The 25,775-nt window shown below is 73.7% G+C and carries 24 protein-coding genes and 2 pseudogenes; 9 read left to right on the top strand and 17 right to left on the bottom strand.

The annotated features are described in order from the left end of the window. The first annotated feature begins 585 nt into the window (after nucleotides 1-585). The 6 genes from IG62_RS0137020 (at nucleotide 586) to IG62_RS0136995 (ending at nucleotide 5,601) form a co-directional block, all read left to right on the top strand. Nucleotides 586-1,119, top strand: coding sequence for an NUDIX hydrolase (locus IG62_RS0137020; protein WP_030814196.1), 534 nt, complete (start codon nucleotides 586-588; stop codon nucleotides 1,117-1,119). A gap of 31 nt (nucleotides 1,120-1,150) precedes the next feature. Next, a complete protein-coding gene (locus IG62_RS0137015; RefSeq protein WP_030814194.1) occupies nucleotides 1,151-1,561 on the top strand; it encodes a YidH family protein in 411 nt (136 codons plus the stop codon). Nucleotides 1,562-1,564: 3 nt separating this feature from the next. Further along, entirely contained in the window at nucleotides 1,565-1,930 is a 366-nt protein-coding gene (locus IG62_RS0137010; RefSeq protein ID WP_051799126.1) for a DUF202 domain-containing protein, read from the top strand. Between the two features lie 166 nt (nucleotides 1,931-2,096). After that, complete coding sequence (locus IG62_RS0137005; RefSeq protein WP_051799124.1) at nucleotides 2,097-3,044, top strand: MBL fold metallo-hydrolase; 948 nt, start codon at nucleotides 2,097-2,099, stop codon at nucleotides 3,042-3,044. A gap of 284 nt (nucleotides 3,045-3,328) precedes the next feature. Further along, a complete protein-coding gene (locus tag IG62_RS0137000) occupies nucleotides 3,329-4,381 on the top strand; it encodes a phosphotransferase family protein (RefSeq protein WP_051799122.1) in 1,053 nt (350 codons plus the stop codon). A 5-nt stretch (nucleotides 4,382-4,386) separates the two neighbouring features. Next, complete coding sequence (locus IG62_RS0136995) at nucleotides 4,387-5,601, top strand: acyl-CoA dehydrogenase family protein (RefSeq protein WP_030814189.1); 1,215 nt, start codon at nucleotides 4,387-4,389, stop codon at nucleotides 5,599-5,601. 198 nt (nucleotides 5,602-5,799) lie between these two features. Here the strand turns inward: IG62_RS0136995 and IG62_RS0136990 are convergent, their stop codons facing one another. From IG62_RS0136990 to IG62_RS0136980, 3 genes are read right to left on the bottom strand one after another with little or no spacing between them, the layout of a single operon-like run. Then, nucleotides 5,800-6,411 carry a TetR/AcrR family transcriptional regulator gene (locus IG62_RS0136990; protein ID WP_030814187.1) on the bottom strand — a complete coding sequence of 204 codons (612 nt, stop codon included), beginning with the start codon at nucleotides 6,409-6,411 and terminating at the stop codon, nucleotides 5,800-5,802. Nucleotides 6,412-6,437: 26 nt separating this feature from the next. Next, the gene (locus IG62_RS0136985; RefSeq protein WP_030814183.1) at nucleotides 6,438-8,099 is read right to left on the bottom strand and encodes an AMP-binding protein; all 1,662 of its coding nucleotides are present in this window, start codon (nucleotides 8,097-8,099) and stop codon (nucleotides 6,438-6,440) included. After that, nucleotides 8,096-8,869 carry an SDR family oxidoreductase gene (locus tag IG62_RS0136980; RefSeq protein WP_030814180.1) on the bottom strand — a complete coding sequence of 258 codons (774 nt, stop codon included), beginning with the start codon at nucleotides 8,867-8,869 and terminating at the stop codon, nucleotides 8,096-8,098. Before IG62_RS0136980 ends, IG62_RS0136985 begins: the two co-directional genes overlap by 4 nt. 172 nt (nucleotides 8,870-9,041) lie before the next feature. Between IG62_RS0136980 and IG62_RS0136975 the strand changes: the two genes are divergently transcribed. Then, entirely contained in the window at nucleotides 9,042-10,325 is a 1,284-nt protein-coding gene (locus IG62_RS0136975; RefSeq protein ID WP_030814177.1) for an exo-beta-N-acetylmuramidase NamZ domain-containing protein, read from the top strand. Here IG62_RS0136975 and purM read toward each other — a convergent pair. The 14 genes from purM to IG62_RS0136905 all read right to left on the bottom strand — a co-directional run bounded on the left by purM (nucleotide 10,310) and on the right by IG62_RS0136905 (nucleotide 24,751). Beyond that, nucleotides 10,310-11,380, bottom strand: coding sequence for a phosphoribosylformylglycinamidine cyclo-ligase (gene purM, locus IG62_RS0136970; RefSeq protein ID WP_030814174.1), 1,071 nt, complete (start codon nucleotides 11,378-11,380; stop codon nucleotides 10,310-10,312). The genes IG62_RS0136975 and purM overlap by 16 nt on opposite strands. Nucleotides 11,381-11,426: 46 nt before the next feature. Continuing rightward, nucleotides 11,427-12,314 (bottom strand): NAD-dependent epimerase/dehydratase family protein, encoded by an 888-nt coding sequence (locus IG62_RS0136965; RefSeq protein ID WP_030814172.1) that lies wholly within the window; start codon nucleotides 12,312-12,314, stop codon nucleotides 11,427-11,429. After that, complete coding sequence (locus IG62_RS0136960) at nucleotides 12,311-13,882, bottom strand: class I adenylate-forming enzyme family protein (RefSeq protein ID WP_199812577.1); 1,572 nt, start codon at nucleotides 13,880-13,882, stop codon at nucleotides 12,311-12,313. The genes IG62_RS0136965 and IG62_RS0136960 overlap by 4 nt, the downstream gene beginning before the upstream one ends. Beyond that, entirely contained in the window at nucleotides 13,879-15,069 is a 1,191-nt protein-coding gene (locus tag IG62_RS0136955) for a cytochrome P450 (RefSeq protein WP_051799120.1), read from the bottom strand. Before IG62_RS0136955 ends, IG62_RS0136960 begins: the two co-directional genes overlap by 4 nt. Beyond that, nucleotides 15,066-15,809, bottom strand: a complete 744-nt coding sequence (locus IG62_RS0136950; protein ID WP_030814164.1) for a glycosyltransferase family A protein — start codon at nucleotides 15,807-15,809, stop codon at nucleotides 15,066-15,068. The genes IG62_RS0136955 and IG62_RS0136950 overlap by 4 nt, the downstream gene beginning before the upstream one ends. Further along, a complete protein-coding gene (locus IG62_RS0136945) occupies nucleotides 15,806-16,816 on the bottom strand; it encodes a 3-oxoacyl-ACP synthase III family protein (protein ID WP_030814161.1) in 1,011 nt (336 codons plus the stop codon). The genes IG62_RS0136950 and IG62_RS0136945 overlap by 4 nt, the downstream gene beginning before the upstream one ends. 15 nt (nucleotides 16,817-16,831) lie before the next feature. Continuing rightward, the gene (locus IG62_RS0136940) at nucleotides 16,832-18,004 is read right to left on the bottom strand and encodes a cytochrome P450 (protein WP_030814158.1); all 1,173 of its coding nucleotides are present in this window, start codon (nucleotides 18,002-18,004) and stop codon (nucleotides 16,832-16,834) included. 99 nt (nucleotides 18,005-18,103) lie between these two features. Beyond that, on the bottom strand, nucleotides 18,104-18,415 hold the full coding sequence (locus tag IG62_RS0136935; protein WP_030814155.1) for a DUF6506 family protein: 312 nt from the start codon (nucleotides 18,413-18,415) through the stop codon (nucleotides 18,104-18,106). Between the two features lie 2 nt (nucleotides 18,416-18,417). Next, nucleotides 18,418-18,690 carry an acyl carrier protein gene (locus IG62_RS0136930; RefSeq protein ID WP_030814154.1) on the bottom strand — a complete coding sequence of 91 codons (273 nt, stop codon included), beginning with the start codon at nucleotides 18,688-18,690 and terminating at the stop codon, nucleotides 18,418-18,420. Further along, nucleotides 18,687-20,486 carry a fatty acyl-AMP ligase gene (locus IG62_RS0136925; protein ID WP_051799118.1) on the bottom strand — a complete coding sequence of 600 codons (1,800 nt, stop codon included), beginning with the start codon at nucleotides 20,484-20,486 and terminating at the stop codon, nucleotides 18,687-18,689. Before IG62_RS0136925 ends, IG62_RS0136930 begins: the two co-directional genes overlap by 4 nt. 11 nt (nucleotides 20,487-20,497) lie before the next feature. After that, the gene (purF, locus tag IG62_RS0136920; protein WP_037840255.1) at nucleotides 20,498-21,973 is read right to left on the bottom strand and encodes an amidophosphoribosyltransferase; all 1,476 of its coding nucleotides are present in this window, start codon (nucleotides 21,971-21,973) and stop codon (nucleotides 20,498-20,500) included. Continuing rightward, nucleotides 21,970-22,500: a hypothetical protein gene (locus IG62_RS0136915; RefSeq protein ID WP_030814147.1), complete on the bottom strand. Its 531-nt coding sequence runs from the start codon at nucleotides 22,498-22,500 to the stop codon at nucleotides 21,970-21,972. Before IG62_RS0136915 ends, purF begins: the two co-directional genes overlap by 4 nt. Next, entirely contained in the window at nucleotides 22,497-23,375 is an 879-nt protein-coding gene (locus tag IG62_RS0136910) for a hypothetical protein (protein ID WP_030814137.1), read from the bottom strand. Before IG62_RS0136910 ends, IG62_RS0136915 begins: the two co-directional genes overlap by 4 nt. Continuing rightward, the gene (locus IG62_RS0136905) at nucleotides 23,372-24,751 is read right to left on the bottom strand and encodes a flavin-containing monooxygenase (protein WP_158795167.1); all 1,380 of its coding nucleotides are present in this window, start codon (nucleotides 24,749-24,751) and stop codon (nucleotides 23,372-23,374) included. The genes IG62_RS0136910 and IG62_RS0136905 overlap by 4 nt, the downstream gene beginning before the upstream one ends. Nucleotides 24,752-25,108: 357 nt before the next feature. Here IG62_RS0136905 and IG62_RS0136900 point away from each other — a divergent pair. Beyond that, a pseudogene (locus IG62_RS0136900) lies at nucleotides 25,109-25,246 on the top strand (phosphoribosylformylglycinamidine synthase subunit PurS); the annotation flags it as partial. After that, nucleotides 25,245-25,775 (top strand): annotated as a pseudogene (gene purQ, locus IG62_RS0136895) (phosphoribosylformylglycinamidine synthase subunit PurQ); the annotation flags it as partial. The pseudogenes IG62_RS0136900 and purQ, both read left to right, overlap by 2 nt.

The following is a 25,775-nucleotide window of genomic DNA, read 5'->3' as shown; positions in this document are numbered from 1 at the left end:
TTGTTGTGGGTGCGGTGACGGGCCTCCGGGGCCTTGTTCGTGGACTGCTGTCGCTTTACGTCCACGAACAAGGCCCCTCCGGCCCGTCCCCTCCCGTTGAGGGGAGTGTGCGGCTGAGTGGGGGCGCGCGTTGTGCCGCGTACACCTGACGTCGCCGGTCAGCGGGAATAGCTGCCCCGGCGTGTCCGGTTGTGGCCCCGCAGGGGGCCCTCGCGACCCCTACGGGATCTGTTCGACCCACCCCTACGGGTCCGCAGAGCCCCTGATACCCCCAACGCCCACCCCCACTCACCTCTTCCCACTCCCCCAACGGGAGGGGACGGGCCGGAGGGGCCGGTGTTTGGGACGTAAAGCGACAGCAGTCCCAAACACCGGCCCCTCCGGCCCGTCACCGCACCCGACACCCACCCAGCCCGCCGCAGGCGCCACGGCGAGACGCCCCGCGGCGGAACGGCCAAGTACGTGCGGGGCGCCGCAAAGCGCAACGGCGCGCAACCCCCACGGCGGGACAGACAGGTACGTGGGAGGCCAGCCAAGCGCAGCGCCCCGCGGCGGGAGAGACGGGTACGTGGGGAGAATGCCTGCATGGCCAATGAGGAACCGCTCAACGTCGATGAAGTGCTCGATGTCGTCGACGAGAACGATCAGGTCGTGGGGCAGGCGCCGCGCGGCGAGAGTTATGCGCGGCGGATGCGTACCCGTTGCTCCTTCGTGCTGGTGCGGGACGCCGAGGACCGGATCTTCGTGCACCGCCGCACGCCGAACAAGCTGGTCTTCCCCGCGCACTACGACATGTTCGTGGGCGGTGTGGTGGGCGCCGGTGAGAGCTACGACCGGGCCGCCCTGCGCGAGGCCGAGGAGGAGCTGGGGGTGCGGGGGCTGGCGCAGCCGGAGCCGCTGTTCAAGTTCCTCTACGAGACGGCCGAGCACACCTGGTGGTCGGCGGTGTACCAGGTGCGGTGCACGCTGCCGGTCGCCCCGCAGGAGGCGGAGATCGACTGGTACGCGTTCCTGACCGAGGAGGAGCTGATCGCGCGGCTGGACGTGTGGCCGTGGACGCCGGACGGGATGGCCGCGTACCGGCAGCTGCTCGGCCGGCGGGAGCGGGGGGAGTGCTGATGCGGGCGGGGCGGCCGGGCGGGTTCCGGCGATGAGCCGCGGCGGTGGGCTGCGGGCGGCCGGCGAGGCGGTACGGCTCTGGTTCGCGCCCGCGCGCGTCCGCGAGGAGGGCACGACCCCCGACTACCGGTTCTCGCTGGCCAATGAGCGGACGTTTCTGGCCTGGTTGCGGACCGGGCTGGCGCTGATCGGCGGCGGGTTCGCGGTGGACCAGTTCCTGCCCCGGCTGCACGGCACGCTGCGGGTGAGCTTCACCGTCGTGCTGCTGGTGGGCGGAGGGCTGTGCGCATTGCGGGCGGTCAACCACTGGGTGCGCTGCGAGCGGGCGATGCGGCGCGGCGAGGACCTGCCGGTGTCCCGCTTCCCCGGTGCGCTGGCGCTGGCCGTCGGGCTGTTCGCGGCGGCCGTGGTCGTGCTGGTCCTGCTGGGCCGGACGAACTAGGCGATGGCGAGGGAGCGCCCGGTGGCGGGCGGAGCCGGGCCGGGGCCCCGGCCGGCGTCGGACCGGGATCCGGGGCTGCAGCCGGAGCGGACCCGGCTGGCCTGGCGGCGGACCACGCTGTCCGCCACCGTGGTGGCGCTGCTGGCCGGCCGGCAGCTGCTGCGGAACGCCGAGGGCGGGGCGGTGGTCGCGGCGGAGGCGGCGCTGACCGGCCTGGTGTGGTTCGGCTTCGTCGTCCTCGCGCACCGCAGGATGCGGGCCATGGCGGGCTGCCGGCCGCCGGGGCTGCCGCCGCGAACCGCGCTGCTGCTGATCGGCTGCACCCTCGCGCTGGCGCTGTGCGGCGCGGTGATCCTGCTTCAGGGGTGACCCGCTCCTGAGGGAGGAGAGGAGCGGCGCACGGGGCCCGGGCGGCGGTTTCCCGCCCGGGCCGGTGGCGGGGGTACCGTGGCCCGGTCCCGCGGCGGCGGAGGACGCCCGAACTCCCCGTAGGCGGGTCGACACTGACGGGGCATCGGAGCAGGAGGCACATCCCATGACGGAAGCGGCGGAACGGACCACGACCGGGCGGAGCGTGCCGGAGGAGCCGTACCTGACCGAACTCGCGGGCGGGGTGCACGCCTTCATCCAGCCCGACGGCGGCTGGTGCCTGAACAACGCCGGGTTCCTCACCGACGGCGGGACCACCCTCCTCGTGGACACCGCCGCCACCGAGCGGCGGGCCCGACTGCTGCGCCGGCGGATCGCGGAGAGCGGCGCCCCGGCGCCCCGTTTCGTGGTCAACACCCACCACCACGGCGACCACACCTACGGCAACGGCGTCTTCGCGCCCGGGGCGACCGTCATCGGGCACGCCGCCTGCCGCCGGGAGCTGCTGGCCGCCGGGCACCAACTGCACGCCGTCTGGCCGGAGGTGGAGTACGGCGACATCCGGCTCACCCCGCCCACGGTCACCTACACCGACGAGCTCACCCTGCACCTCGGCGACACCGAGGTGCGGCTGATCCACCCGGGCGTGGCGCACACGCCCGGGGACACCGTGGTCTGGCTGCCCCGTCAGCGCATCGTCTTCACCGGGGACCTGGTCTTCCACAGCGGCACCCCGTTCCTCTTCATGGGCTCGCTCACCGGCTCGCTCAAGGCGGTCGAGCTGCTGCGCTCGCTGGACGCGGTCACCGTCGTCCCCGGACACGGCCCGGTCGCCGGCCCCGAGGTGTACGACGTCATCGAGCGCTATCTGCGCTTCGTCGGGGAGCTGGCGCAGGAGGGCAGGGCGGCCGGCCGTACCCCGCTGGAGGTGGCGCAGCGGGCGGAGCTCGGCCCGTTCGCGGAGCTGGCGGAGTCGGAGCGGCTGGTGGCCAACCTGCACCGGGCGTACGCGGAGCTGGCGGGCGGGGCGCCGGGTGCCCCGCTCGATCCGCTGGTCGGCTTCGGCGACATGACGGTGATGAACGGCGGGGTGCCGGTGGCCTGTCACGCCTGAGGCGGCTGTCGTTGGTCGGCCTGTCACGCCTGAGGCCGCTGTCGTCGTTTGGCCCGTCATGCCTGAGGCCATGGCCACGGGTGGCCGGGTCAGGCATGAGGCCGTGGCCACGGGTGGCCGGGTCAGGCATGAGGCGGCGCGGCCGCGGGTGACCGGAATCCTTCCGTGCGGCGGCGCGTGACGGACGCCCCACGTACCGCCACTGGACGCCATACCGACTAGTCGGCATGATCGGGGCACGACCGATCGACCGTCGGACCGTCCACTCCCCACGGAGGAGCACGATGAGCAAGGGCACCCCTCCCCCCACGGCCCCGGACCGGGAGGATCCCCCCGGCCTCGACCTGGCGCGGTTGCGCGCGCACCTGGACCGGGAGCGGCCCGGGCTGGCCGGCGGCCCGCTGCGGGCGGAGCTGATCGAGGGCGGGCGGTCCAACCTCACCTACCGGGTCACCGACGGCGCCGCCCGCTGGGTCGTCCGCCGGCCGCCGCTCGGCCACGTCCTGGCCACCGCGCACGACATGCGGCGTGAGCACCGGGTGATCAGTGCGCTGCACCCGACGCCGGTGCCGGTGCCCGGGACCCTGCTGCTGTGCGAGGACGAGTCGGTGATCGGCGCCCCGTTCTACGTGATGGAGCTGGTCGAGGGCACGCCGTACCGCACCGCCGCCCAGCTGGCGCCGCTCGGCCCGGAGCGCACCCGGGCCGTGGTGCTGTCGCTCGTGGACACGCTGGTGGAGCTGCACGCCGTGGAGCCGGAGGCGGTGGGGCTGGGCGACTTCGGCCGCCCGGACGGCTTCCTGGAGCGTCAGCTGCGGCGCTGGGGCAAGCAGCTGGCCGCCTCGAAGAACCGTGAACTGGCCGGGATCGACGAGCTGCACGAGGCGCTCGGCCGGGCGCTGCCCGCCTCCTCCGCGCCGGCCGTCGTGCACGGCGACTACCGGCTGGACAACGTCCTGGTCGGCGCCGACGACACCATCAAGGCCGTACTGGACTGGGAGATGTCCACGCTCGGCGATCCGCTGACCGACCTCGGCCTGCTGGCGATGTACAGCTCCGACCTCGGCCTGCCCGAGTCCCCGGTGAGCACCACCAGCGGCGCCCCGGGCCACCCCTCCCCCGCCGAGCTGATCGAGCGCTACGCGGCCCGCTCGGGCCGGGACACCTCGGCCATCGCCTGGTACACCGCGTTCGCCTGGTTCAAGCTCGCGGTGATCCTCGAAGGCATCCACTACCGCTTCACACTCGGCCAGACCGTCGGTGCCGGTTTCGACCGGATCGGCGAGCTCGTGCCCGTCTTCATCGACCGCGGACTGACCACCCTCAAGGAAGGCTGAGCCCCATGGACTTCGCATTCGACGCCCGGACCGAGGAGCTGCGCGCGCGGCTGCTGACGTTCATGGACGAGCACGTCCTCCCGGCCGAGCGGACCGCCCACGAGCAGCGGGAAGCCCTCGCCTCGCCGTGGGACACCCCGGCGGTCGTCGAGGAACTGAAGGCCGAGGCCCGCCGGCAGGGGCTGTGGAACCTGTTCCTCCCGGACGAGGAGTACGGCGCCGGGCTGACCAACCTCCAGTACGCGCCGCTGGCCGAGATCACCGGCCGCAGCCCGCAGCTGGCGCCGACCGCGCTGAACTGCGCGGCGCCGGACACCGGCAACATGGAGGTGCTGGCCCAGTTCGGCAACGAGGCGCAGAAGAAGCAGTGGCTGGAGCCGCTGCTGGCCGGCGAGATCCGGTCGGCGTTCGCGATGACCGAGCCGGAGGTGGCCTCGTCGGACGCCACCAACATCACCACGCGCATCGAGCGGGACGGCGACGACTACGTCATCAACGGCCGCAAGTGGTACATCTCCGGGGCGATGAACCCGCTGTGCCAGATCTTCATCGTGATGGGCAAGACCGACCCGGACGGCGCGGACCTGCGCCGCCAGCAGTCGATGGTGCTGGTGCCGCGCGACACCCCCGGTGTGGAGGTGAAGCGTGCCATGCAGGTCTACGGGTACGAGGACCACTACCACGGCGGGCACGCGGAGGTGGTCTTCCACGACGTACGGGTGCCGGTGGGCCATCTGATCGGCGAGGAGGGCGGCGGCTTCGGCATCGCCCAGGCCCGGCTCGGTCCCGGCCGGATCCACCACTGCATGCGGCTGATCGGCATGGCCGAGCGGGCCATCGAGCTGATGTGTGAGCGGGCGGTGGCCCGTACGGCGTTCGGCAAGCCGCTGGCCCAGCAGGGCGTGGTCCAGGAGTGGATCGCCGACGCGCGGGTGGCGGTGGAGCAGCTGCGGCTGCTGGTGCTGAAGACCGCCTGGCTGATGGACACCGTCGGCAACAAGGGCGCGCACACCGAGATCCAGGCCATCAAGATCGCCACGCCGCGCACGGTCGTCGACATCCTCGACAAGGCCGTCCAGCTGCACGGCGCGGGCGGCGTGAGCCAGGACTTCCCGCTGGCCGAACTGTGGGCCGCGGCCCGCACCCTTCGCCTGGCGGACGGCCCGGACGAGGTCCACCAGCGGTCGCTGGCCCGGCGGGAGTTGAAGCGGTACCTGTAGGGGGTGTCCCGTAGGGGGGCGTCGAACAGATCCCGTAGGGGTCGCGAGCGCCCCCTCGGGGCCGACAACGCGGCAGGGGTGGCGGGTATTCCGTGACGGGTGTTCCGTGACGGGTGTCCCCTGGCGGGGTGTTCCCAGGCGGGGTGTCCCCGGGTGTCACCCAGCCCCGCCGGCGCCGCCCGCCCCCGCCCGTCGGCGTTACGGCCGCAGCGCCCGCAGTAGCAGGTCGGCCAAGTGGTCGGCGACCTGCTGGGGGGTGAGGGGGCCGTTCTCCCGGTACCAGGTGCCGAGGTGGTGGACGGAGCCGAAGTGGTAGTCGACGACGAGGTCGGCGGGGATGTCGGCGGCGAAGACGCCGGAGCGCTGGCCCTCCTCGATCAGGGCGCGGAACCGTTCGTGGTAGCGCCGGCGTTCGGCGCGTACCTGCTTGTCCTTCTCCGGGCCGAGGTGGTGCATCGACCGGAAGAAGATCTTGGTGTCGTCGAGGTTCTCGATGGTGGTGACGACGACGTCGGCGGCGGCGTCGCGCAGGCGCTGCTCGACCGGGGCGTCGGCGTCGGCGAAGTGGTCCAGCCGCTCCTGCTGGAGCCGCAGCACCCGGCCGTAGACCTCGTGCAGCAGGTCGTCCTTGGAGCCGAAGTAGTGGTAGAGGGCGCCCTTGGTGACGCCCGCCGCGTCCACGATCTCCTGGACGGAGGTGCGGTCGTAGCCCTGCTCCGCGAAGAGCCTGGTGGCGGTGGCCAGCAGCCGCCGCGCCACCGGCTTCGTGCCGCCGTTGCCGTTGCCGGTGCCGTCCTTCGTGCCGGCCATCGCCCTCACCTGTCCTTCGTCGTACGTCATGCGCGGTGGCGCAGCTCCCGTCGGAGGATCTTGCCACTCGTGGTCTTGGGGAGCTCGGTCAGGATCTCCACCTCACGGGGATATTTGTACGCCGCGAGCCGTTCCTTGCAGTACGCCGCCAGCTCGGCGGGCGGCACGTCGGCCCCCGGACGCAGGCTCACGTACGCCTTGACCGACTCGCCGCGGTAGGCGTCGGGCACCCCGACCACCGCCGCCTCGCGCACCGCCGGGTGGCCGTAGAGGACGTCCTCGACCTCGCGCGGCCACACCTTGAAGCCGGAGGCGTTGATCATGTCCTTCTTGCGGTCGACGACGTAGAGCCAGCCGTCGGTGTCCATGAAGCCGATGTCGCCGGTGCGCAGTTCGCCGTCCGGGAGGGCCTCGGCGGTGGCGTCCGGGCGGCGCCAGTAGCCGGGGACGACCTGGGGGCCGCGGACCGCGATCTCGCCCGGTTCGCCGAACGGCAGGTCGGCGCCGTTGTCGTCGACGATCCGCACGACGGTGTCCGGGCCGGGCACGCCGACCGCGAGCGTCCCGGAGGCCTTGTCCACCGGCGCTTCCCGGCCGGGCGGCACGCTCGCGCACGGTGCGGTGCACTCGGTCAGGCCGTAGCCGTTGTGGAGGTACGGCCCGAAGGCGGTGCGGAACTTCTCGACGAGGGCGGGCGGCAGCGGCGCGCCGCCGGACGACATGATCGCGAAGGACGCGAAGTGGTCGCGGGTGACGTCCGGGTGGGCCATCAGTGCCATGTAGGCGGTGGAGGGGCCGACCGTGTAGGCGGGGCGGTGCTCCAGGAAGGCGTCCAGGACGACGCCGGCCTCGAAGCGGTACGCGAGCACCAGGGTGCCGCCGTTCGCGAAGCAGGTGGCCAGTTCGCAGACCATGCCGGTGATGTGGAAGAGCGGGGCGAGCGCGAAGTACGTGGTGCCTTCTGGCAGGCCGTGGCCGGTGCGCTGGCGTTCGGCGTTGTAGGTGAGGTTACCGTGGGTGTTGGTGGCGCCCTTGGGCGTGCCGCTGGTGCCGGAGGTGTAGCTGATCAGCGCGATGTCGTCGGCGGCCGGCCCGGGACCGGCCGGCGGTGCGGCTCGCCCCGTAGCGGCGCGGGCGGCGGTCAGCAGGTCGTCGGCGCCCTCCTGCGGCCCGAGCGGCGCCCCGCGCAGTACCCGGGCGTCGTCGCGGGTCTGCAGTTCCCGCTCGGAGGTGGTCAGCGCGAGGCGTACGGAGGGCGCGGCGGCGGCGGTGGTGCGCAGGAAGCCGTCCCAGGTGCGGTCGGCGCAGATCACGGCGGTGACCTCGGCGTCGTCCAGGACGTGCCGCAGTTCGGCGGACTTGTACATGGGGTTGACCGGCACGACGACCCCGCCGGCCTTCCAGACGCCGAGCAGCGCGAGGACGAACTGCGGGGTGTTCTGCAGCATGATCGCGGCGCGGTCGCCGGGCCGGAAGCCGCGGTCGGCGAGGTGGGCGGCGATGCCGTCGGAGAGCGCGTCGGTCTCGGCGTAGGACAGCCGGCCGTCGAAGTAGGCGAGCGCGGTGCGGTCGGGGGCCTTGCGGGCGGCGGCGCGGAAGGCGTGCAGGACGGAGGGCGGCGGCTGGACCGGGCCGCGCTGGGCGTCGGTGAGCAGGGCCAGCCAGGGCTTGTCGTGGTACGAGGTCACCGGGCGCCCCCTTCGCGCTGTTCCAGCTTCTGCTGGAGGTGGTTCATCGCGGTCAGCCAGCGGTCGGGGTCGGTGGCCCGGGCGGTGTAGTACTCCGCGACCTCCGGGTGCGGCAGGACCAGGAACCGGCCCTGCTCGATGGCCTCGCACAGCGCGTCGGCGACGGCGTCGGGCTCGACGGCGGTGGGCGTGAGCACCAGGTCCCCGGCCGCTCCGGTGGCGGCCAGCATGTCGGTGCGTACACCCTGCGGACAGATGGCGTGCACCGCGATCCCGCGGTGCCGGTAGGTGAGCGAGAGCCATTCGGCGAAGGCGTAGGCGCCGTGCTTGGTGACGCTGTACGGCGCGGCGGCGACCATGGTGAGCAGGCCGGCCGCGGAGACGGTGGAGACGAAGCGGCCGCTGCCGCGGGCCAGCCATTCCGGTACCAGCTCGCGGGCCGCCCGGACGTGCGCCATGACGTTGACGTCCCAGGCCAGCGCCCAGTCGTCCTCGGGCGCGTCGGGGCCGCCGCCGGTGCCGACGCCGGCGTTGGCGCAGAAGATGTCGATGGTGCCGCCGAGTGCTTCGCGGGCAGCCTGGACGATGCCGGAGGCGTCCCCGGCGACCGCGATCGCCCCGATCTCCGCGGCGGTCCCCTTGGCCTTGGCCTCGTCCAGGTCGTTGACCACGACCCGGGCGCCTTCGGCGGCGAACCGGCGGGCCAGCGCCGCGCCGATTCCCCCGCCCGCTCCGGTCACGACGACGGCCTTGTCCCGTACGGCTTCCACTGCGGTGTCTCCCTCGGTCGCGCGGATCGACTGACAGGCAGACTAACCAGTCGGTATGTGGGAGCGGAAGAGTCGGTTTCCGGTCGGCCCGTCCCGTTCCCGGACGCCGCCCGGCGCGTTAGCGTGCGCACCGCACGTACGGGTTGGCTTCTGCGATCACGGAGGTGTGCGGATGGCTCTGTCGAGGCGCGTTCTGCTCGGACATCTGGCGGCGACCGGCGCGGCCGGTGCGGCCCTGACCGCGGCCGCGGCGCCCGCGCGGGCGGCGGCCGGCCCGGACCGGGGCGGCCGGCGGGTGCGGACCGGTTTCGCGCGGCTGGCCGCGGACGGCTACCGGCTCCTGGAGGGCGAAAGGGTCGGCGTCATCACCAACCCCACGGGCGTCACGACCGATCTGCGGCACATCGTGGACGTGATGCACGCCGACCCGCGGGTCCGGCTGACCGCGGTCTTCGGGCCCGAGCACGGCTTCAGGGGCACCGCGCAGGCGGGCGGGTCCGAGGGCCGCTACGACGACCCGGCCACCGGGCTGCCGGTCTACGACACGTACAACAAGAGCGGCCGGGAACTCGCGGACATCTTCACCGCCTCCGGTGTGGACACCGTCGTCTTCGACATCCAGGACGTCGGCGCCCGCTTCTACACCTACATCTGGACGCTCTACGACTGCATGGTGGCGGCCGTCCTCGCCGGCAAGCGCTTCGTGGTGCTGGACCGGCCCAACCCGGTCACCGGCCGCTTCGCCTCCGGCCCGGTGCTGGACAAGGCCTACGCCTCGTTCGTCGGCCGCGAGCCGATCGCGCAGGCGCACGGGTTGACGGTGGCCGAACTCGCCCTGCTCTTCAACGGCGAGTTCGTCCCGCAGGCGGCCGGCCGTGCGGTGGAGCTCGCGACCGTGCGGATGAGCGGCTGGCACCGCGGCGACTTCTACGACGCGACGGGCCTGCCCTGGGTCCCCCCGAGCCCCAACATGCCCACCCCGGACACCGCGCTGGTCTACGCGGGCACCTGCCTCTTCGAGGGCACCAACCTCTCCGAGGGCCGCGGCACCACCCGCCCCTTCGAACTCCTCGGCGCCGACGGCATCGACCGGCGCTGGGCCGCGGCCGCCACCGGACTCGGCCTGCCCGGCGTGCACTTCAGGGAGGCGTACTTCGCGCCCACCTTCTCCAAGTTCCAAGGCAAGACCATCGGCGGGGTGCAGCTCCATGTCCACGACCGGGCCGCCTTCGACCCGGTGCGCACCGGCATCGGCCTGCTGGTCACGGCGAAACGGGTCTGGGGCGGCTTCGCGTGGCGGCCGGACCACGGCATCGACCGGCTGACCGGTTCGGCGGCCGTGCGCACGATGATCGACGCGGGTGCGGACCCGGACGAGATCGTCGCCGCCTGGCAGGACGGCCTGGCGAAGTTCCGTACCGTGCGGGCCCGTTACCTGCGTTATCCACCGGCGTAGTCACCGACGAGTTCCGCGCCGGTGGTGCGGTCACCGCGCTCGACGATCTCCCCGCCGACCCAGGCGTCCACCCCGTGGTCGGCGAGCGTGGTGAGTGCCGTGGTCACGGACTCCGGCGGGACGACGGCGATCATGCCGACGCCCATGTTCAGGGTCCGCTCCAGTTCCCGGCGCTCGACCGGGCCGGCCGTGCCGACCAGGCCGAAGACGGGGCCCGGTGTCCAGGTCGCGCGGTCGACGGTGGCGTGCAGCCCGTCCGGGACGACCCGGGCGAGGTTGCCCGCCAGTCCGCCGCCGGTGATGTGGGCAAAGGCGTGGACCTCGGTCGTCCGGGTCAGCGCCAGGCAGGCGGAGGCGTAGATCCGGGTGGGTTCGAGCAGTTCCTCGCCCAGGGTGCGGCCCAGTTCGTCCAGGTGCTGGTCCAGGCGCAGGCCGGCCCGGTCGAGCAGGACGTGGCGCACCAGGGAGTACCCGTTGGCGTGCAGGCCCGACGAGGCCATCGCGATCACCGCGTCGCCGGTACGGATGCGCTCCGCACCCAGCAGCCGGTCCGCCTCGACGACGCCCGTGCCGGCGCCGGCCACGTCGAACTCGTCCGCACCGAGCAGGCCCGGGTGTTCGGCGGTCTCGCCGCCGATCAGCGCGCAGCCGGCCAGCACGCAGCCCTCGGCGATGCCCTTGACGATCTCCGCGACCCGCTCGGGGTGGACCTTGCCGACGCAGAGGTAGTCGGTCAGGAAGAGCGGTTCGGCGCCGCAGACGACGATGTCGTCCATCACCATCGCGACGAGGTCGTGGCCGATGGTGTGGTAGACGCCCAGGGCGCGGGCGATGTCGACCTTGGTGCCGACGCCGTCGGTGGCCGAGGCGAGCAGCGGGCGGGCGTAGCCCTTCAGCGCCGAGGCGTCGAAGAGGCCGGCGAAGCCGCCGAGGCCCCCGACGACTTCGGGGCGGGCGGTCTTCTTCACCCACTGCTTCATCAGCGTCACGGCGCGGTCGCCGGCTTCGATGTCGACGCCCGCGGACGCGTAGCTGGCTCCGGTGCGAGGGCTCATGGACGCCCGCCTTTCGAGGAGTTGATCCGGTCTGTCGCCGTGCGGGTCACCATGCCGCCGCACCGTGGAAGGAGGTCGGTCCCGGGCGGAAGCCGAGGCCGCGGCGGGCGGCGCCGAGTGCCAGGGTGCGTTCCACGGCGAGGTGGCTGAGCGCGTAGCGGGTGAGCCGCGGCGGCCCGGGTCGTTTCGCCAGCCGCCAAACCGTCTCGGCGGTCGCCGCGGCGGCGGACGCCACGGCGGTCGGCACGGTGCGCAGCCGTACCGTCAGGCCGCGGGCGGCGAGCAGGGCCCGCAGCGCCTCGCCGATGGGGACGGGGGCCGCGTCGGCGATGTTGTAGGTGCCGGGCCGGGCGGCCCGGTCGCAGGCCAGCAGCGCGGCCGCGGTCAGCTGGTCGATGTGGGTGAGCGACTGCAGGGCGGTGCCGTCGCCCGGCAGCCACAGCCGGCCGCCGCGGACGGCGCCGAGCACCCGGGGCAGCAGCGTCCGGTCGCCCGGCCCGTAGACGGCGTGCGGGCGCAGCACGACGGTGTCCGGGCGGCCGCGCAGGGCCAGTTCGGCGGCGGCCTTGGAGGCGCCGTACGGGGTGAGGTAGCGGCGGACCGGGGCCTCGGTCTCGTGGCCGAGGACGGTCGGCCGGAACGGGTCGTACACGCTGGCCGTCGAGATGTGCACCAGCCGGGCGCCGGGGAAGGACGCGGCCACGTTCCGGGTGCCGGTGAGGTTGGCGTGCCAGACGGGCCCGGGTGCGCCCCAGTCGCGGACGGCGGCGGCCGCGTGCACCACCGCGTCCACCTCGGGGGCGTCCGCCCACACCCCGTCGCAGAGGTCCCAGTCGGCGCGGGTGAGGGCGTGCACGGTCCAGCCCGCGGCGGTCGCCGCCCGGCAGACCGCGCCGCCCACGAAGCCGCGGGCGCCGGTCACGGCGATCCTCATCGGGCCGCCCCCGCCGTCCGGTTGCTGCCCAGCAGGTCGCGCAGCGCGGCGCGGTCCGGTTTGCGGGTGCGGCCGGTGACCGGGATGCGGTCCAGGACGACCACCTCGTCCGGCAGCGCGGCCGCGTCGATCAGGGCGGGCAGCCGGGAGCGGACGGTCCCGGCGAGCGACTCCGGTTCGGACGTGGGTCGTTCGGGCACGACGGCCAGGACGACGCGCTCGTCGCCGTAGGCGTCCGGGACGCCGACGATGACCGCGTCGGCGACGCCGGGCAGGGCGGCGACGGCCGGTTCGTAGAGCCCGGGGTAGATGTTGGTGCGGCCGCGGATGAGCATGTCCTTCTTCCGGCCGAGCAGGACCAGTTCGCCGTCCTCCAGCCGGGCGAGGTCGCCGGTGGCGTGTTCGGTCATCGGCGGCTCACCGAGGTAGCCGCGGCACAGGTTGGGCCCGGACACCAGCAGTTCGCCGTCCGGCGCGGTGCGCACCCGGACCCCCGGCAGGGGGGTGCCGAGCAGGTCGCCGGGGCCGCGGTGGGCGAGCTTCGCGGCTCCGGTGGCGACCGCGACCGGCACGATCTCGGTCATGCCGTACACGGCGAGGAAGCGGACCCGCGGCAGGACCTGGGTGGCCCGGCGCAGCAGGCCGGGCAGGACGGGCGCGCCGCCGAGGACGAGGTGCCGCAGCGAGGCGGGCAGTGCCGCCTCGCCCCGTTCGACGGCGTCGAGCACCGCGGGCAGGTCGGCCGGCACGCAGAACGCGTGGGTGGCGCCGGCCAGTCCGCGGGTGAACCGTCCGGGGTCGGCGGCGGGCGCGAAGCCGTACGGCGGCATGGTCCAGTGCGCCCCGGCGACCAGGGCCGGGATGCCCATCATCAACTGGTCGGTGTGCAGCACGTCGCCGTCGCCCATGCCCAGGGCGGAGCCGCAGCCGACCAGGCCGGCGCCGAGCGAACCACGGGTGTGGACCACGGCCCGGGGCGCCCGGGTCGTGCCGGAGGTGAAGACGACCAGCGCCTCCTGTCCGGGCGCCGGTCCGGGGCGGTCGGCCGGGGCGGGGCCGGTGGCGAGCCGATGTGCGGACAGCGCACCGGCGGGGACGCCGGGCAGCCATCGGCCGGTGCGGACGTGCCGCAGGCCGAGCCGGTGGTAGTGCGGCAGCAGCAGTCCGCGCCGCCGCGCCAGCGGGCGGCCGTAGCGGGCCACCGCGTAGAGCAGGGATTCGGCGGCGGCCCAGCGCGGCTGCGCCAGTTCGCGGCGGGCGGCGAAGAGTTCCGGGCCGGCGCCGGGGTCGGCGAAGACCACGGTGCCCCCCGCGGCGATCACGCCCAGCGCCAGCACCACGCCGTCCGGTCCCGGCCGTACGGAGAACAGCATCCGCTCCCCCGCCGCCATCCCGGCCGCGCGCAGCCCGTGTGCCGTGGTGAGGACGGCGCGGGCCAGCTCGCGGTAGCCGAGGGTGCGGCCGTCCGGGCCGGTGAGGGCGGGCGCGTCGGCGCGCCGCTCGGCGGTGTCGAAGAAGGCGGTGAGCAGATCGATCCGGTCGTCCGCCGCGGGCCGGGTGTCGGTCAACTCGCGCTCCTGAGCTCGATGTTCAGCCGGGCGTAGCCCGGGATCAGGACGTGCCGGGCCGGGCGGCGGCCGGTGACGGCGACCGGCCCGGCGGCGAGCGCGGCGGCCAGCACCGCGCGGATCTGCGCCATGGCCAGCGGCATGCCGAGGCAGAAGTGCGGGCCGGCACCGAACCACAGCCGGCGCAGTTCCGGTGGGTGCGGCCGCTCGGGGGCGAACGGCCCGTGGGCCCGCGCGCACAGCAGGGTGGCCACCACCACCCGGTCGCCGGGCGCGACCGGGACGCCGCCGATGCGGGCGGCGCGGGCGACGCTGCGCAGCATCACGGGGGACGGCACGGTGATCCGCAGCGCCTCCTCGATCATGGGGTCGGGGTCGGCCGCGGGGTCCGCGAGCCGGTCGAGCCGGCCGGTGTCGTGGCAGAGCGCGATCAGCCGCGGGATGAACGAGACCAGCGTCTCGGTGCCGGTGAGCAGGAAGGCGCCGACGGCGCCGCGGGCCTCCTGCTCGGTCAGGCCCAGTTCCCTCAGCCGGCCCGGCAGGGTCTCGTCGCCGCCCTGCCGGTAGGCCGTCACCGCCGAGGCGGTCAGCCGGCCCAGCACCTCGCGCGCCCGCGCCACCTGACGGCCCGTCATGCCGGACCGCCACAGCCGCACCGACCGCGTCACCTCGGACGCCTCGGCGTGCGCCCCGCCGAACCGGCCGGGCTCCGCGGGCATCCCGACGATCGCGCAGATCGCGGCGCCGGCGCAGATCTGCGCGACCCGGACCAGATCGACCTGTTCGCCGGCGCGCAGCCGGCCGGTCAGCGCATCGAGCGGCTGCGCCAGCACCCGGGCACACAGCGCCGTGACGTAGCCGGGGGTGAAGAGCCCGGAGAGCCGGCGGCGGAGCGCTGCGTGGTCGGGGCCCTCCATGTTGAGCAGCACCGACGGGCCGAGCACCGGCGTCCACAGGTCGGACGGTGAGCCGGGCCCGGTCTTGGTGAAGTGCTCGGTGTCGCAGAGGACGTCGCGGGCGAGCGCGGCGTCGCTGACGACGACGCCGACCCGTGGCACCCGGACGACCGGGCCGCGGGCAGCGATCGCGCGCAGCAGCCGGTAGGCGACGGGGTGGGCGGCGGTCTGCACCCGGTGTTCCCAGTGCTCCCAGGTGGCGGGCGGCGCCGCCGTGGTGGTGGTCGTCACCGGATGTCCACCACCTCGGGGCGGTAGCGGTGGTCCGCGTACCAGCCGAGGGTGCGGCGCAGGCCCCAGGCCCGCACCCGGCGGGCCGAGCCGGCCACCTTCACGTCGCGCCGGGTGCCGTACGCGGTGGTCAGCCGCCGGACCGCGTTGACCAGGGCGCGGTCCTCGTGGACCTCCTCGATGGCGGTGCGCGGGAAGCCGCCGGCGCGTTCGTACAGGTCCGCGGTGATCGCCATGTTGCAGCCGGGCGCCATCACGTACGGGCCGAGGTACTCGGGGCTCCGGTTGCCCGGCCGGAAGCGGCCGAAGAGCGCGGCCACTTCGGTCGCGGTGACCAGGGCGGCGCGCCGCAGCGGGGGCAGCGGCGCCTCGTCGGTGCGGGGCCGCAGCCGGCCGGCGATCAGCTCCAGTCCGGCGTCGAAGCCGGCCCGGACCCGGGCGGTCCAGTCGGGTGCGGGCAGGCAGTCGGCGTCGGTGCGGGCCAGGTGCGTGGCGCCGTGCGCGATGGCGTGGCGCATCCCGGTGTCGGCGGCCGCGCCGGTGCCCTTGCGGGTCTCGTGCACGAGGTGCAGCCCGCCGGGGAAGCCGAAGGACCGTACGACGTCCGCGGTGCCGTCCGTGGAGTCGTTGTCGACGATCACGAGGGAGAAGTCCCGGTCGGTCTGGGCCGCGAGCGCCCGCAGCGTCGCGGTGATGCCGGGGGCCTCGTTGTAGGCGGGTACCACCACCCAGAGCCTCACAGCCGGATCACGCTCACTCCCATGCTGATGCCGCCCGCCAGCCCGACCAGGGCCACCAGGTCGCCGACGCCGGCCCGGCCGCTCTCCCGGGCGCGGACGAGCTGCAGCGGCAGGCTGGCGGAGGCCGCGTTGCCGTGTTCGGTGACGGTGAGCGGGATCTTGTCGGGGGGCAGCCCGAACCGTTCGGCGAGCTGGTCCAGATAGGGCTTGGAGACCTGGTGGACGCAGATGGCCGCCATGTCCTGCCAGCGGACGCCGAGCCGGTCCAGGGTGTCGTCGAGGATCTGCGGGCCGAGCCGCTCGAAGGCGCGGCGCAGGCCCACCCCGTCGAGCCGGAAGTAGGTGTGCTCGTCGCCACGGGGATGGGCCGAGCCGCCGGACGCGAGGGTGCCGACGTTCCAGGAAGCGGAGTCGGCGGTGAAGCCGCAGCCGAGGATGCCGGGCTCCGCGGACGCCTCGACGAGCAGCGCGGCGCCCGCGTCGGAGAGGGTGTAGCCGGGGATCGACGCGAGGTAGGTGCGCAGGTCCGGCACCGCCCAGCGGACGGCGCGGGAGGGCGATTCCCCGCAGGCGATGAGGATTCGGCGGTAGCCGCCCTGGGCGATCAGCGCATGGGCGGTCTCCAGCGCGTTGAGCACGCTGTTGCAGGCGTTCTTGACGTCGAAGACGGGGCAGCGCAGGCCGAGGCGGTCGGCGACCATGTGCGAGGTGGCCGGCTCGATCATGTCCTGGCTGGCCGCGGCGAAGAGCAGCAGGTCGATGGTGCCGGCGTCGGTCCCGGTCTCGGCGAGGAGTTTGCGGGCCGCGGCGGCGGCCAGGTCGGACGCCTGCCAGTCGTCGGGCATGACGTGCAGCCGCTCGACTCCGGTCAGCCGCTGCACGAGGCCGGGCGGCGGGCGGAATCCGGTGCTCGCGGCGGCCACCAGGTGCTCGGTGTCGGTCGTGGAGCGCAGGGTCTCGGGCAGGTGGACGGCCACACCGGCCAGCCGCGCGTGGATCTGGGGCATGGTGCTGGTCTCCCGTCAGACGAGGGTCACGGTCAGCCGGTCGTACGAGGGGATGACCACGCGGCGGCTGTAGCGGCGCTCGGTGATCCGCCAGGGCCGCCCCACCGCGGTCAGGGTCTCCAGGGTCCGGCCGATCTCGGCCTGGGCGATGGCGGAGCCGAGGCAGTGGTGGCGGCCGGCACCGAACCACAGCTGGCGGTTGGCGGGTTCGGCGGGCCGGCCGAGCCGGAACCCGCCGGTGAGGCTGTTGGCGGTGTAGTTGAGCAGCGTGATCCGGTCGCCGGCCCGCAGGGTGCGTCCGGCCAGCCGCACCTGGCTGCGTACGGTCCGGCCGATGACCGGGGCCGGTGCGGTCACCCGCAGCCCCTCGCGGACCGCCTCCGGGACCCGCTGCGGGGACGCCAGCAGGGCGTGCTGCTCGCCGGTGTCGTGCAGCAGCGCGACGGTTCTGGTGATCGCGCTGGCTGCGGTCTCGGTGGCGGCCACGCCCACCAGCGCGGCCATGCCGGCGGTCTGCCGGGCGTTCAGGCCGACCTCGCGGCAGCGGCCGATGAGGTGGTCGGCGGGCTCGGTGGCCCAGAGGCCCTCGACGTGCCCGGTGAGCCGCGCGACGATGCCGCGGCCGCGGGCCACGGTCGCCTCGGTCAGCTCGCCGCCGCCCGCCGCCTCGACGGACAGCGCGGCGAGTTGGCGGGCGGTGGCGAAGACCCGTTCGTAGGCGGCGTCGTCGGTGCCGGTGACCGGGACGCGGAGCAGTTCGGTCACGATGCGGCCGACGACGGCCCGGCCGAGGGCCGCGACGTCGAGGGGCCGGCCCGCGGCGAGCTGGACGCGGGCCTCGACGAGCCGGGCCCCGATGGTGCGGTCGACCAGCTCGCGGGCCGCGGTCTCGCCGAACAGCTCACGGGTGCCGGCGCGCAGGGCCCGGTGCCCCTCGCCGTCGAAGAGGTCCTCGACCCAGTCGCCCAGGAGCTGGGCCCACAGCCGGCCGACGCCGCCGCGGTCGAGGACGGTGAAGTGCTTCTGGTCGACGAGCACGGACCGGGCGGTCGCCGCGTCGGCGGTCAGCCAGCCCAGCTTCGGGACGTACGTCAGGGGCCGGGCCAGCCGGCCGGCGTGCAGCAGCAGCGGGAGGGCGGGGCGGCTCGCGGCCAGCACGCGCAGCTCGTGGAGTCCGGCGCGGTTCATGGTGGTCCCTCTCGTGGTGTCGGGGGAACGGCCGGGGCCCGCCGGGCTCCCTCCCGTACGGGGGACGGAGGGGGCCCGGCGGGGGGGCAGGCTGCGGGATCAGCCTGCCTGCGGTGGAAAGAGTGCTGCCATGCCGTCGATGGACTCGGGGCCGTAGCCGACCGAGCCGACCGGGACACGGGACTTGGTGGCCTCGATGACCCGGGCCGTCCACACGGGGCCGAAGCCGCCGCACAGTTCGATGAGCTGGATGCCCTCGTCGACGAGCCGGGCGGCGATCTCCGGCGCCCGGGCCGGGTCCGCCATGCCGACCATGACGGCACGGAAGCCGTCCCGTTCGATGACGGAGCGGTCGCGGTCGGGGTCGAGCCCGCGTCCGGTGAAGAGGAACCCGAAGGCGTCCAGGGCCATGCTCAGCCCTCCTTCCGCTGCCGCAGCTCCGCCACGACCGCGTCGGCCGCTTCGGCCAGGCTCAGTGCGCCCAGCGACGCCTCCGTGCGCAGCTCGGCGCCGCACCACTTCTCGAGGTCGCCGAGGAGCACCGCACTCGTCATGGAGTCGATGCCGAAGGCGCTGAGCGGGACGTCCGCGTCGAGGTCGGCGGGCGCCATCTCCAGCATCTCCGCCAGTACCTGGCGCAGCCGCTCGACGACCAGCTCCGGGGTGATCTCCTGTATGACGCTCATGCGGCACCGTCCTTCCGCTTGCTGGACCACTGGGCCAGCGGCGTCAGCTGGCCCGACCTCATCTGCTCGGCGCAGGCGCGCCGGCGGATCTTCCCGCTGGTGGTGCGGGGCACCTTGTTGCGCGGTACGGCGTAGACGCTGACCGCGGTCGGCAGCACCTTGGCCACCGCGATACCGGCCGCGCGGACGGCGGTGGCGAGCACCTCCGGGTCCCGCACGGTGGTCTCCACCACCACGGCCACGCCCCGGTCGTCCTCGTGGAGCGGCCAGGCGGCGGCCCGCTGCTGGGCGAAGGCGGGGTGGGCGGCGACCGCGACGGCCTCGGCGTCCTGCGGGAAGTAGTTCTCCCCGCCGATGATCAGCACGTCCTTGATGCGGCCGGTGATGAACAGCTGGCCGTCGTCGACGAATCCGAGGTCCCCGGTCCGTACGTAGGCCGGGCCGGTGCCGTCCTCGGTGCCGGCCAGGCGGGCCGCGAAGACCTCCGCGGACTCCTGCTCGCGGCCCCAGTAGCCCTGGCAGTTGCCCGGCGAGTCGACCCAGATCTCGCCGACCACGCGGTCGGCGAGCGCCTGGCGGCTTGCGGGGTCGACCACGGCGACGCGGATGCCGTCCGCCACCGGCCCGCAGCCGACGAGTTCGACCCCCGCGGCGGTGTCGGCGGTCGGCACGGCCTTGCCCTCGGCCAGTGCGTCCCGGTCGTAGTACGTGGCCACCACCGGTTCCAGGGACGGGCTCACGCTCACCAGGAGGGTGCACTCGGCGAGCCCGAAGCCGGGCGAGAAGACCTCCTCGCGGAAGAAGCTCAGCCGGAACGCCTCGGCGAACCGCCGCTGGGTGGCGGCCCGTACGGGCTCGGAGCCGTTGACCGCGACCCGCCAGGTGGACAGGTCGAGGGCGGCGCGCTCCTCCGCGGACACCCGGTTGACGCACATGTCGTACGCGAAGTCGGGCGCGGCGGTGAAGACGTCGTCCTCGGCGGCGATGGCGCGCAGCCACACCCGCGGGTCGCGGACGAAGGTGGCCGGCTCCATGGTGACGGTCGCCGCGCCGGACACCAGGGGCAGCACCACCGCGGTGCACAGGCCCATGTCGTGGAAGAACGGCAGCCAGCTGACGATGGTGGTGGTGGGCTCCACCTCGCAGGCGTCGCGCATCGCGATCTGGTTGGCGACGAGGTTGCCGTGCCGGACGACGACGCCGCGCGGGTCGCCGGTGGAGCCGGAGGTGTACTGGAGCAGCGCCGTGGTCGCCGGGTCGAGCGCGACCGGGTCGGGCAGCGCGTCCCCTTGGGGCTCGGGGCGGTCCGGCCGGCGGACGGCGGTCCACCGCACTCCGGGCAGCAGTTCGGGGTCGGCCTCGTCGGCGTCCTCCTGGGTGGAGACGAGGACGGCGCACGGGTCGCAGTCGCCGCAGATCGCCGACAGCCGCTCGGCGCGGGTGGTGGTGCCGCCCCGGGCGGCGGTGCGGAACGCGGGCACCGGCACGGCGATCATGCCGGCGTACAGGCAGCCCAGGAACCCGATGTGGAAGTCGAGGCCGGGCAGCGCGGGCACGATGACGCGGTCGCCGGCGGTGCCGGTCTCGCGAAGCGCCGCGGCCAACTGCCGGGCGCGGAGGTCGAGTTCGACCGGGTTCAGGGACTCGATGGTGTCGCCGGACGCGTCGAGGGCGGTGACCACCGGCCGGTCCGCGTCGGGGCCCGCGGCGCGGGCGAGCAGCGCCTCGACGAGAGTGCGGGGCTCCCGGCCGGGGCCCGGCGCCGTGGTCGTGGTCGCCTCGGTTGGGGTGTTCACTGCTGTGCTCCTCATTCGACGGTGCCTCGGGACGCGAGGGCGGTGCCGGATCGGGTTCCCGGCTGCGGCCGGGCGGCCGGGGCGGCGAGCGCACCGGCAGGGGTCGCGGTCGGGTAGCGGCCGGTCAGGCACGCGGTGCAGTAGCCGGAGGGGTCCCCGCCGGCCGCCTCCAGGAGCCGGTCCAGCGAGAGGAACGCCACGCTGTCGCAGCCCAGTTGCCCGGCCAGCTCGGTGATCGGCAGTTGGGCGGCGAGCAGTTCCTCCGACCGTCCGGTGTCGATGCCGTAGAAGCACGGCCACCGGTACGGCGGGGAGGCCACCCGCAGGTGCACCTCCACGGCCCCGGCCTTGCGCAGCAGCCCGGTCACGGTGCGCATGGTCGTGCCCCGGACGAGCGAGTCGTCCACCAGCACCACCCGCTGCCCGGCGACCGCGGCGGCGACCGGGGCGAGCTTGCGGCGCACGATGGTCTCCCGGGCCGCCGGGTCGCCCGCGATGAAGCTGCGGCCGACCGCCCCGGGCCGCAACAGGCCCTGGACGACCCGCAGTCCGGCCCGCTCGGCGTAGCCGTCGGCGGCGACCCGGGCCGTCTCGGGGGTGGCGACGACGACCGGGCGCGGCGATCCGGTGACCGGCGCGTAGTCGGCGAGAGCCTGGCCCGCCCGGTAGCGCGCCTGGTAGACGCTGCGCCCGGCGAGGGCCGAATCGGCCCGGGCGAAGTAGACGTATTCGAAGAGGCAGGCCGCGGTTTTGGCGTCCGGCACCGGCACCCGGCTGCTCGCGGTGCCGTGCGGGCCGATGGTGAGCACCTCGCCCGGCTCCAGCTCGCGGACCACCTCGCCGCCGACGGTGGTGATCGCCGCGGTCTCGGAGGCCAGCAGCCAGGCGTCACCGCGCCGGCCGAGGGCCAGCGGCCGGAAGCCGTGCGGGTCGCGCACGCCGTACAGCTGCGCGCCGTCGGACAGGACCAGCGCGTAGGCGCCGGTCAGTCCGGGCAGCACCGCGTGCAGGGCGGCCGAGGTGTCGTCGCCCGCCGCGTTGCGCCGGGCGAGCAGCAGGTGGGCCATCAGCTCGCTGTCGGTGGCCCACCGGGTGGGGTCGATCGCCTCGGCGCCGGGCGCGGTGTGCGGGTCGACCAGGGTGCCGTTGTGGGCCAGGGCCAGCGGCGGCCGGTCCAGGACGACCGGCTGGGCGCCGGCCAGTCCGTCCCGGGCGCCGTGGGTGGCGTAGCGGACGTGGCCGACCGCGACCGGGCCGTGCGGCAGTCCGTCGAGGTCGGGCAGTCCCTGGGCGACGGTTCCGGCGCCGTGCCGGGCGACCAGGGCGCCGCCGGTGCCGACGGCGATGCCGACGCTCTCCTGGCCGCGGTGCTGCAGTGCAACGAGCATTTCCCGTACCAGTGCGGCGTGGTGGCCGGACGGCCCCCAGACGCCCGCGACGCCACAGGCCTCGCGGGGCTTGTCCGCGTCGTACAGGGACCCGGTCATAAGGCGTCACCGCCCGCGTCGAGCCACTCGGTGAAGGCGTCCAGGTCCGGCAGGATCACGGTCGAGCAGGACAGCACCGCGAGGTTCTGCCGCATGTCCGTGATGGCGACGACGGTGCGGCCGGCGCGGTGCGCGGAGAGCATCTCCGCGGCGGTGCCCATGCTCGGCTCGTGCCCGGGCAGCCAGGCCACACAGACGTCGCTGTCCGCCGCCAGCCGGGTGAGCCGGTGGAACAGGTCGGTCAACTCGCGGATTTCCTTGGCGAGTTCGTCGTGGTGCAGGACCTTGCGGTCGGCCAGTGCGGCGTGTGCGGCGCGGACGTCCGCGGGGTGCGAGGCGAGCCATTCGGCCATCACCACACCCGGGTCGTGGATGACCGCTTCGGGGCGCCGGGCGCGCAGCGCCTCGGTCAGCCGTTGCCGGTAGGACTGATCGGTGAGGTCGGCGCCGGTGCGCGCGCCCTGCATGGTGCCGGCCAGGAAGTAGGAGCGGGACCGCCCCTCGTCCCGCACGTCGTGGGCCGTCACTCGTCCTCCAGGGAGTACGGGGCCAGGACCAGCCCGGCCGGTGCCGCGGCGCGGTGGATCGCGGCCGCTTCGAGGAGGAAGGCGACCACGTCGTCCTGCGGTGCGCCGACCGCGTCCGCCACGACCTCCAGGTCGCGCCGGAAGCGGGCGTCGCCGTGGGTGGCGACGGCGCCCTGGTTGTCCTTGGTGAGCATCAGCAGGCTGTCCTCGGCGACCCCGGCGGGCCGCCCCGCGAGCGGCAGGACCAGCTCCGCCATCTGCCGGGTGACCGGGTGCAGCACCCGTACGGACACGCTGTGCTGCTCGGGGTGGACCAGCAGCGGACGCACCCAGTCCGCGGCCGGCGGCACGGTCTCCAGCTGCGACTCGGGGCGCAGCACGAACGACCGCGAGGCGATGTTGTGCCCGCGCCGCGGGCTGTACCGCAGGTAGTCCAGGCGGACCGCGTCGTCGTCGAGCGTCCAGGTGGCCCGCACCCGGCTGGGCGCCGGGCTGCCGTCCTTCCTGACCCGGTACGGGTAGGCGTCGACGGTCAGCTGTACGACACCGTCCTTGGCGGCGGAACGGTCGAGCCGCAGCGGCTCGGCGTGCAGCAGGTACGGGTCGAGGACGTCGAGGCCCTCCGCCCGCCGGTAGACGGCCGCCACGTGCCGCCCGTCGATGGGGTATTCGGCGGTGATCCCGGACCGTTCGGCGACCAGCCGGCCGGCCGTGAACGACTGCCAGGCGCAGGACTGTCCGAACCGCGGCGGGGCGGCCCGGGTGCCGAAGTACTCGTGGAACTGGGAGGCGCTGTTGTACGGCACCCCGACGAGCACCTCGTCGAGGACCTCCTTCTGCACCTCGCTCAGCACCGCCGCACCGACGGCGTTCACTTGCGGCCTCCCGAGAAGAGCGCGGCCGCCTGCTCCAGCAGGGAGGGCCGTTGGGCGTAGGTGGTGTCGCGGCCGCCCAGCATCGACAGGTGGTCGCGCAGCACCCGCAGGTAGGTGAGGAGCTCGAACTGGGTGAGATTGCGCGGGGAGTCGAGGAACTTGATCCCGCCGGTGATGTCCACGTCCCGCCTCCGCTTGCGCTCGTCGAACCGGCGGGCCGCCTCCGGGTCCCGTTCCCGGGCCGCCAGATAGCTCGCGATCACCCGGGACTGCAGTTCGACGGTCGGGAAGTGGCCGCCCGTTCCGTCGGTCATTCCGGCGATGAAGAGGTCGTCGTAGCGCGGCGAGAAGGCGAGCAGATAGAAGTCCGGCCGGCCCTTGTGCCAGTCGAGGTGCTCCTCACCGACGAACGGAATGTGGATCCGGAAACCGGTCGCCATGATGATGGTGTCGAATTCCTCCGACGTACCGTCCGAGAACTCGACGAACTTCCCGTCGAAACGCACCGGGGCCTTGCGCACCTTCACCCGGCCGTGCGCGCAGTAGTACGGCAGCAGGGAGTTCACGATCGGCGGGGATTCCAGCGGCTCGTGATCGGGCTTCGGCAGTCCGAACTGCTCGGGGCTGCCGATGCTCAGCTTCAGCATGGTGCGGTACGCCGCACGCGCCACCGGGGCCGGCAGCCGCAGATTCTGGCTCGATTCGGAGACCTGGTCCGCGGGCTTCCCGAAGATGAATTTCGGGAAGAAGTAGTAGCCGCGGCGCATGCTGATCGCGACGTGATCGGAGACCTGGGCGGCTTCCACCGCGATGTCACAGCCGGAGTTCCCGGCACCGATGACCAGGACCCGCTTGCCGGCGAGACCGGCCGCGCTGGTGTAGTCCCGGCTGTGCAGGATCTCCCCGTCGAACTTCCCGGAGAACGACGGCACATGGGGGTGCCAGTTGTGGCCGTTCGCGATGATCAGTGCGCGGTGCTCGGCCGAGTGCCCGTCCGCGGTGGTGACCCGCCAGCCGTCCGGGAGCCGCTCGACCTGCGTGACGTCGGAGTCGAACCGGATCAGCGGCAGCAGGTTGAAACGCTCCGCGTACTGCCGCAGATACCCGTGCACCTGATCGTGCCGGGGATAGGCGGGCAGCCCGCGGTCCATGGGAAGATCCGCGTAACCCGTCACCTCGCGGGAGGTGATGGTGTGGGTGTTCTGATAGACGGAACTCCGCGGATTACGGATGTCCCAGATACCGCCCACGCCGGAGTGGGCCTCGTACGCCACACACGGAATGTTGAGATCACTGAGGTTCTTGAGAGAGGCCAGCCCGGAAGGGCCCGCTCCGATGACGGCGACCGGCCGTGGATCCACTTGTGGTTCTGGCATGGAACTGAATTCCCCCATCGATGGTGCGGCGTAGCCAGCTCCCTCCGAAGCCTGTGAGGGTGCTGCCGTACGAACAAGACTTCATCAAGTCGCCGGGCCGACTCCAGCCACTTTCAAGGACTTTCAAACGACCAGCAGGATTCCTGGCGAACCTTGACTTCAGCGCCCCGGCTTCCCCCTAATGGAGCCGACCGGACGGGGGCCCGGACCGAGGGGACCGAACCGACTTCGCGCCGGAGTGCAGCACGTCACTCCGGCGCGAATCCCCTCACTCCGAAGTGAAACAGGTCACTTTTTCCTTCCGGTGGAACCAATCAACTCCCTTTTGCGTCAACCCCCTTACCGGAAGGAGTGCCAGTGGCACGCGTCGTGGTCGACGTCATGCTCAAGCCGGAGATCCTCGACCCGCAGGGACAGGCGGTGCAGCGCGCACTGCCCCGCCTCGGTTTCGACGGCATCGCGATCGCCGATGTCCGCCAGGGCAAGCGCTTCGAAGGCGGTGCCGTTGTGGCACCGTGACAAGGACCTCAAGCAGGTCGACGCCGTGGTCCTGCCCGGCGGGTTTTCCTACGGCGATTACCTGCGCGCCGGAGCCATTTCCCGCTTTTCGCCCGTCATGGAGTCGGTGATCGCCGGCGCCCGGGCCGGTCTTCCGGTGCTGGGTATCTGCAACGGGTTCCAGGTGCTGACCGAGACCCATCTGCTGCCGGGCGCGATGCTGCGCAACAATCATCTGCACTTCATCTGCCGTGACCAGAAGCTGCGGGTGGAGAACGCGACCACGGCCTGGACGACCGAATTCACGGCCGGGCAGGAAATCTCCGTTCCGTTGAAGAACATCGACGGTCGGTATGTGGCCGATGAGCGGACGTTGGACATGCTGGAGGCGGAGGGCCGGGTGGTCTTCCGTTATCTGGACGGCAATCCCAACGGTTCGCTGCGGGACATTGCCGGCATCACCAATGCGGCGGGCAATGTGGTCGGCCTGATGCCGCACCCCGAGCACGCGGTGGAGCCGCTGATC

The sequence above is a fragment of the Streptomyces sp. NRRL S-337 genome (assembly GCF_000720175.1).
GTDB classification, from domain to species: Bacteria; Actinomycetota; Actinomycetes; order Streptomycetales; family Streptomycetaceae; genus Streptomyces; species Streptomyces siderophoricus.
The sequence above is the reverse complement of the archived record's forward strand: the minus strand, read 5'-3'. Positions and strand labels throughout refer to the sequence as shown.

Coding starts and splice junctions, on each gene's coding strand:
- IG62_RS0137020 (WP_030814196.1), top strand. CDS start 586: ATGGCCAATGAGGAACCGCTCAACGTCGATGAAGTGCTCGATGTCGTC.
- IG62_RS0137015 (WP_030814194.1), top strand. CDS start 1,151: ATGAGCCGCGGCGGTGGGCTGCGGGCGGCCGGCGAGGCGGTACGGCTC.
- IG62_RS0137010 (WP_051799126.1), top strand. CDS start 1,565: ATGGCGAGGGAGCGCCCGGTGGCGGGCGGAGCCGGGCCGGGGCCCCGG.
- IG62_RS0137005 (WP_051799124.1), top strand. CDS start 2,097: ATGACGGAAGCGGCGGAACGGACCACGACCGGGCGGAGCGTGCCGGAG.
- IG62_RS0137000 (WP_051799122.1), top strand. CDS start 3,329: ATGAGCAAGGGCACCCCTCCCCCCACGGCCCCGGACCGGGAGGATCCC.
- IG62_RS0136995 (WP_030814189.1), top strand. CDS start 4,387: ATGGACTTCGCATTCGACGCCCGGACCGAGGAGCTGCGCGCGCGGCTG.
- IG62_RS0136990 (WP_030814187.1), bottom strand. CDS start 6,411: ATGGCCGGCACGAAGGACGGCACCGGCAACGGCAACGGCGGCACGAAG.
- IG62_RS0136975 (WP_030814177.1), top strand. CDS start 9,042: ATGGCTCTGTCGAGGCGCGTTCTGCTCGGACATCTGGCGGCGACCGGC.
- purM (WP_030814174.1), bottom strand. CDS start 11,380: ATGAGCCCTCGCACCGGAGCCAGCTACGCGTCCGCGGGCGTCGACATC.
- IG62_RS0136965 (WP_030814172.1), bottom strand. CDS start 12,314: ATGAGGATCGCCGTGACCGGCGCCCGCGGCTTCGTGGGCGGCGCGGTC.
- IG62_RS0136945 (WP_030814161.1), bottom strand. CDS start 16,816: ATGCCCCAGATCCACGCGCGGCTGGCCGGTGTGGCCGTCCACCTGCCC.
- IG62_RS0136940 (WP_030814158.1), bottom strand. CDS start 18,004: ATGAACCGCGCCGGACTCCACGAGCTGCGCGTGCTGGCCGCGAGCCGC.
- IG62_RS0136935 (WP_030814155.1), bottom strand. CDS start 18,415: ATGGCCCTGGACGCCTTCGGGTTCCTCTTCACCGGACGCGGGCTCGAC.
- IG62_RS0136930 (WP_030814154.1), bottom strand. CDS start 18,690: ATGAGCGTCATACAGGAGATCACCCCGGAGCTGGTCGTCGAGCGGCTG.
- purF (WP_037840255.1), bottom strand. CDS start 21,973: ATGACCGGGTCCCTGTACGACGCGGACAAGCCCCGCGAGGCCTGTGGC.
- IG62_RS0136905 (WP_158795167.1), bottom strand. CDS start 24,751: ATGCCAGAACCACAAGTGGATCCACGGCCGGTCGCCGTCATCGGAGCG.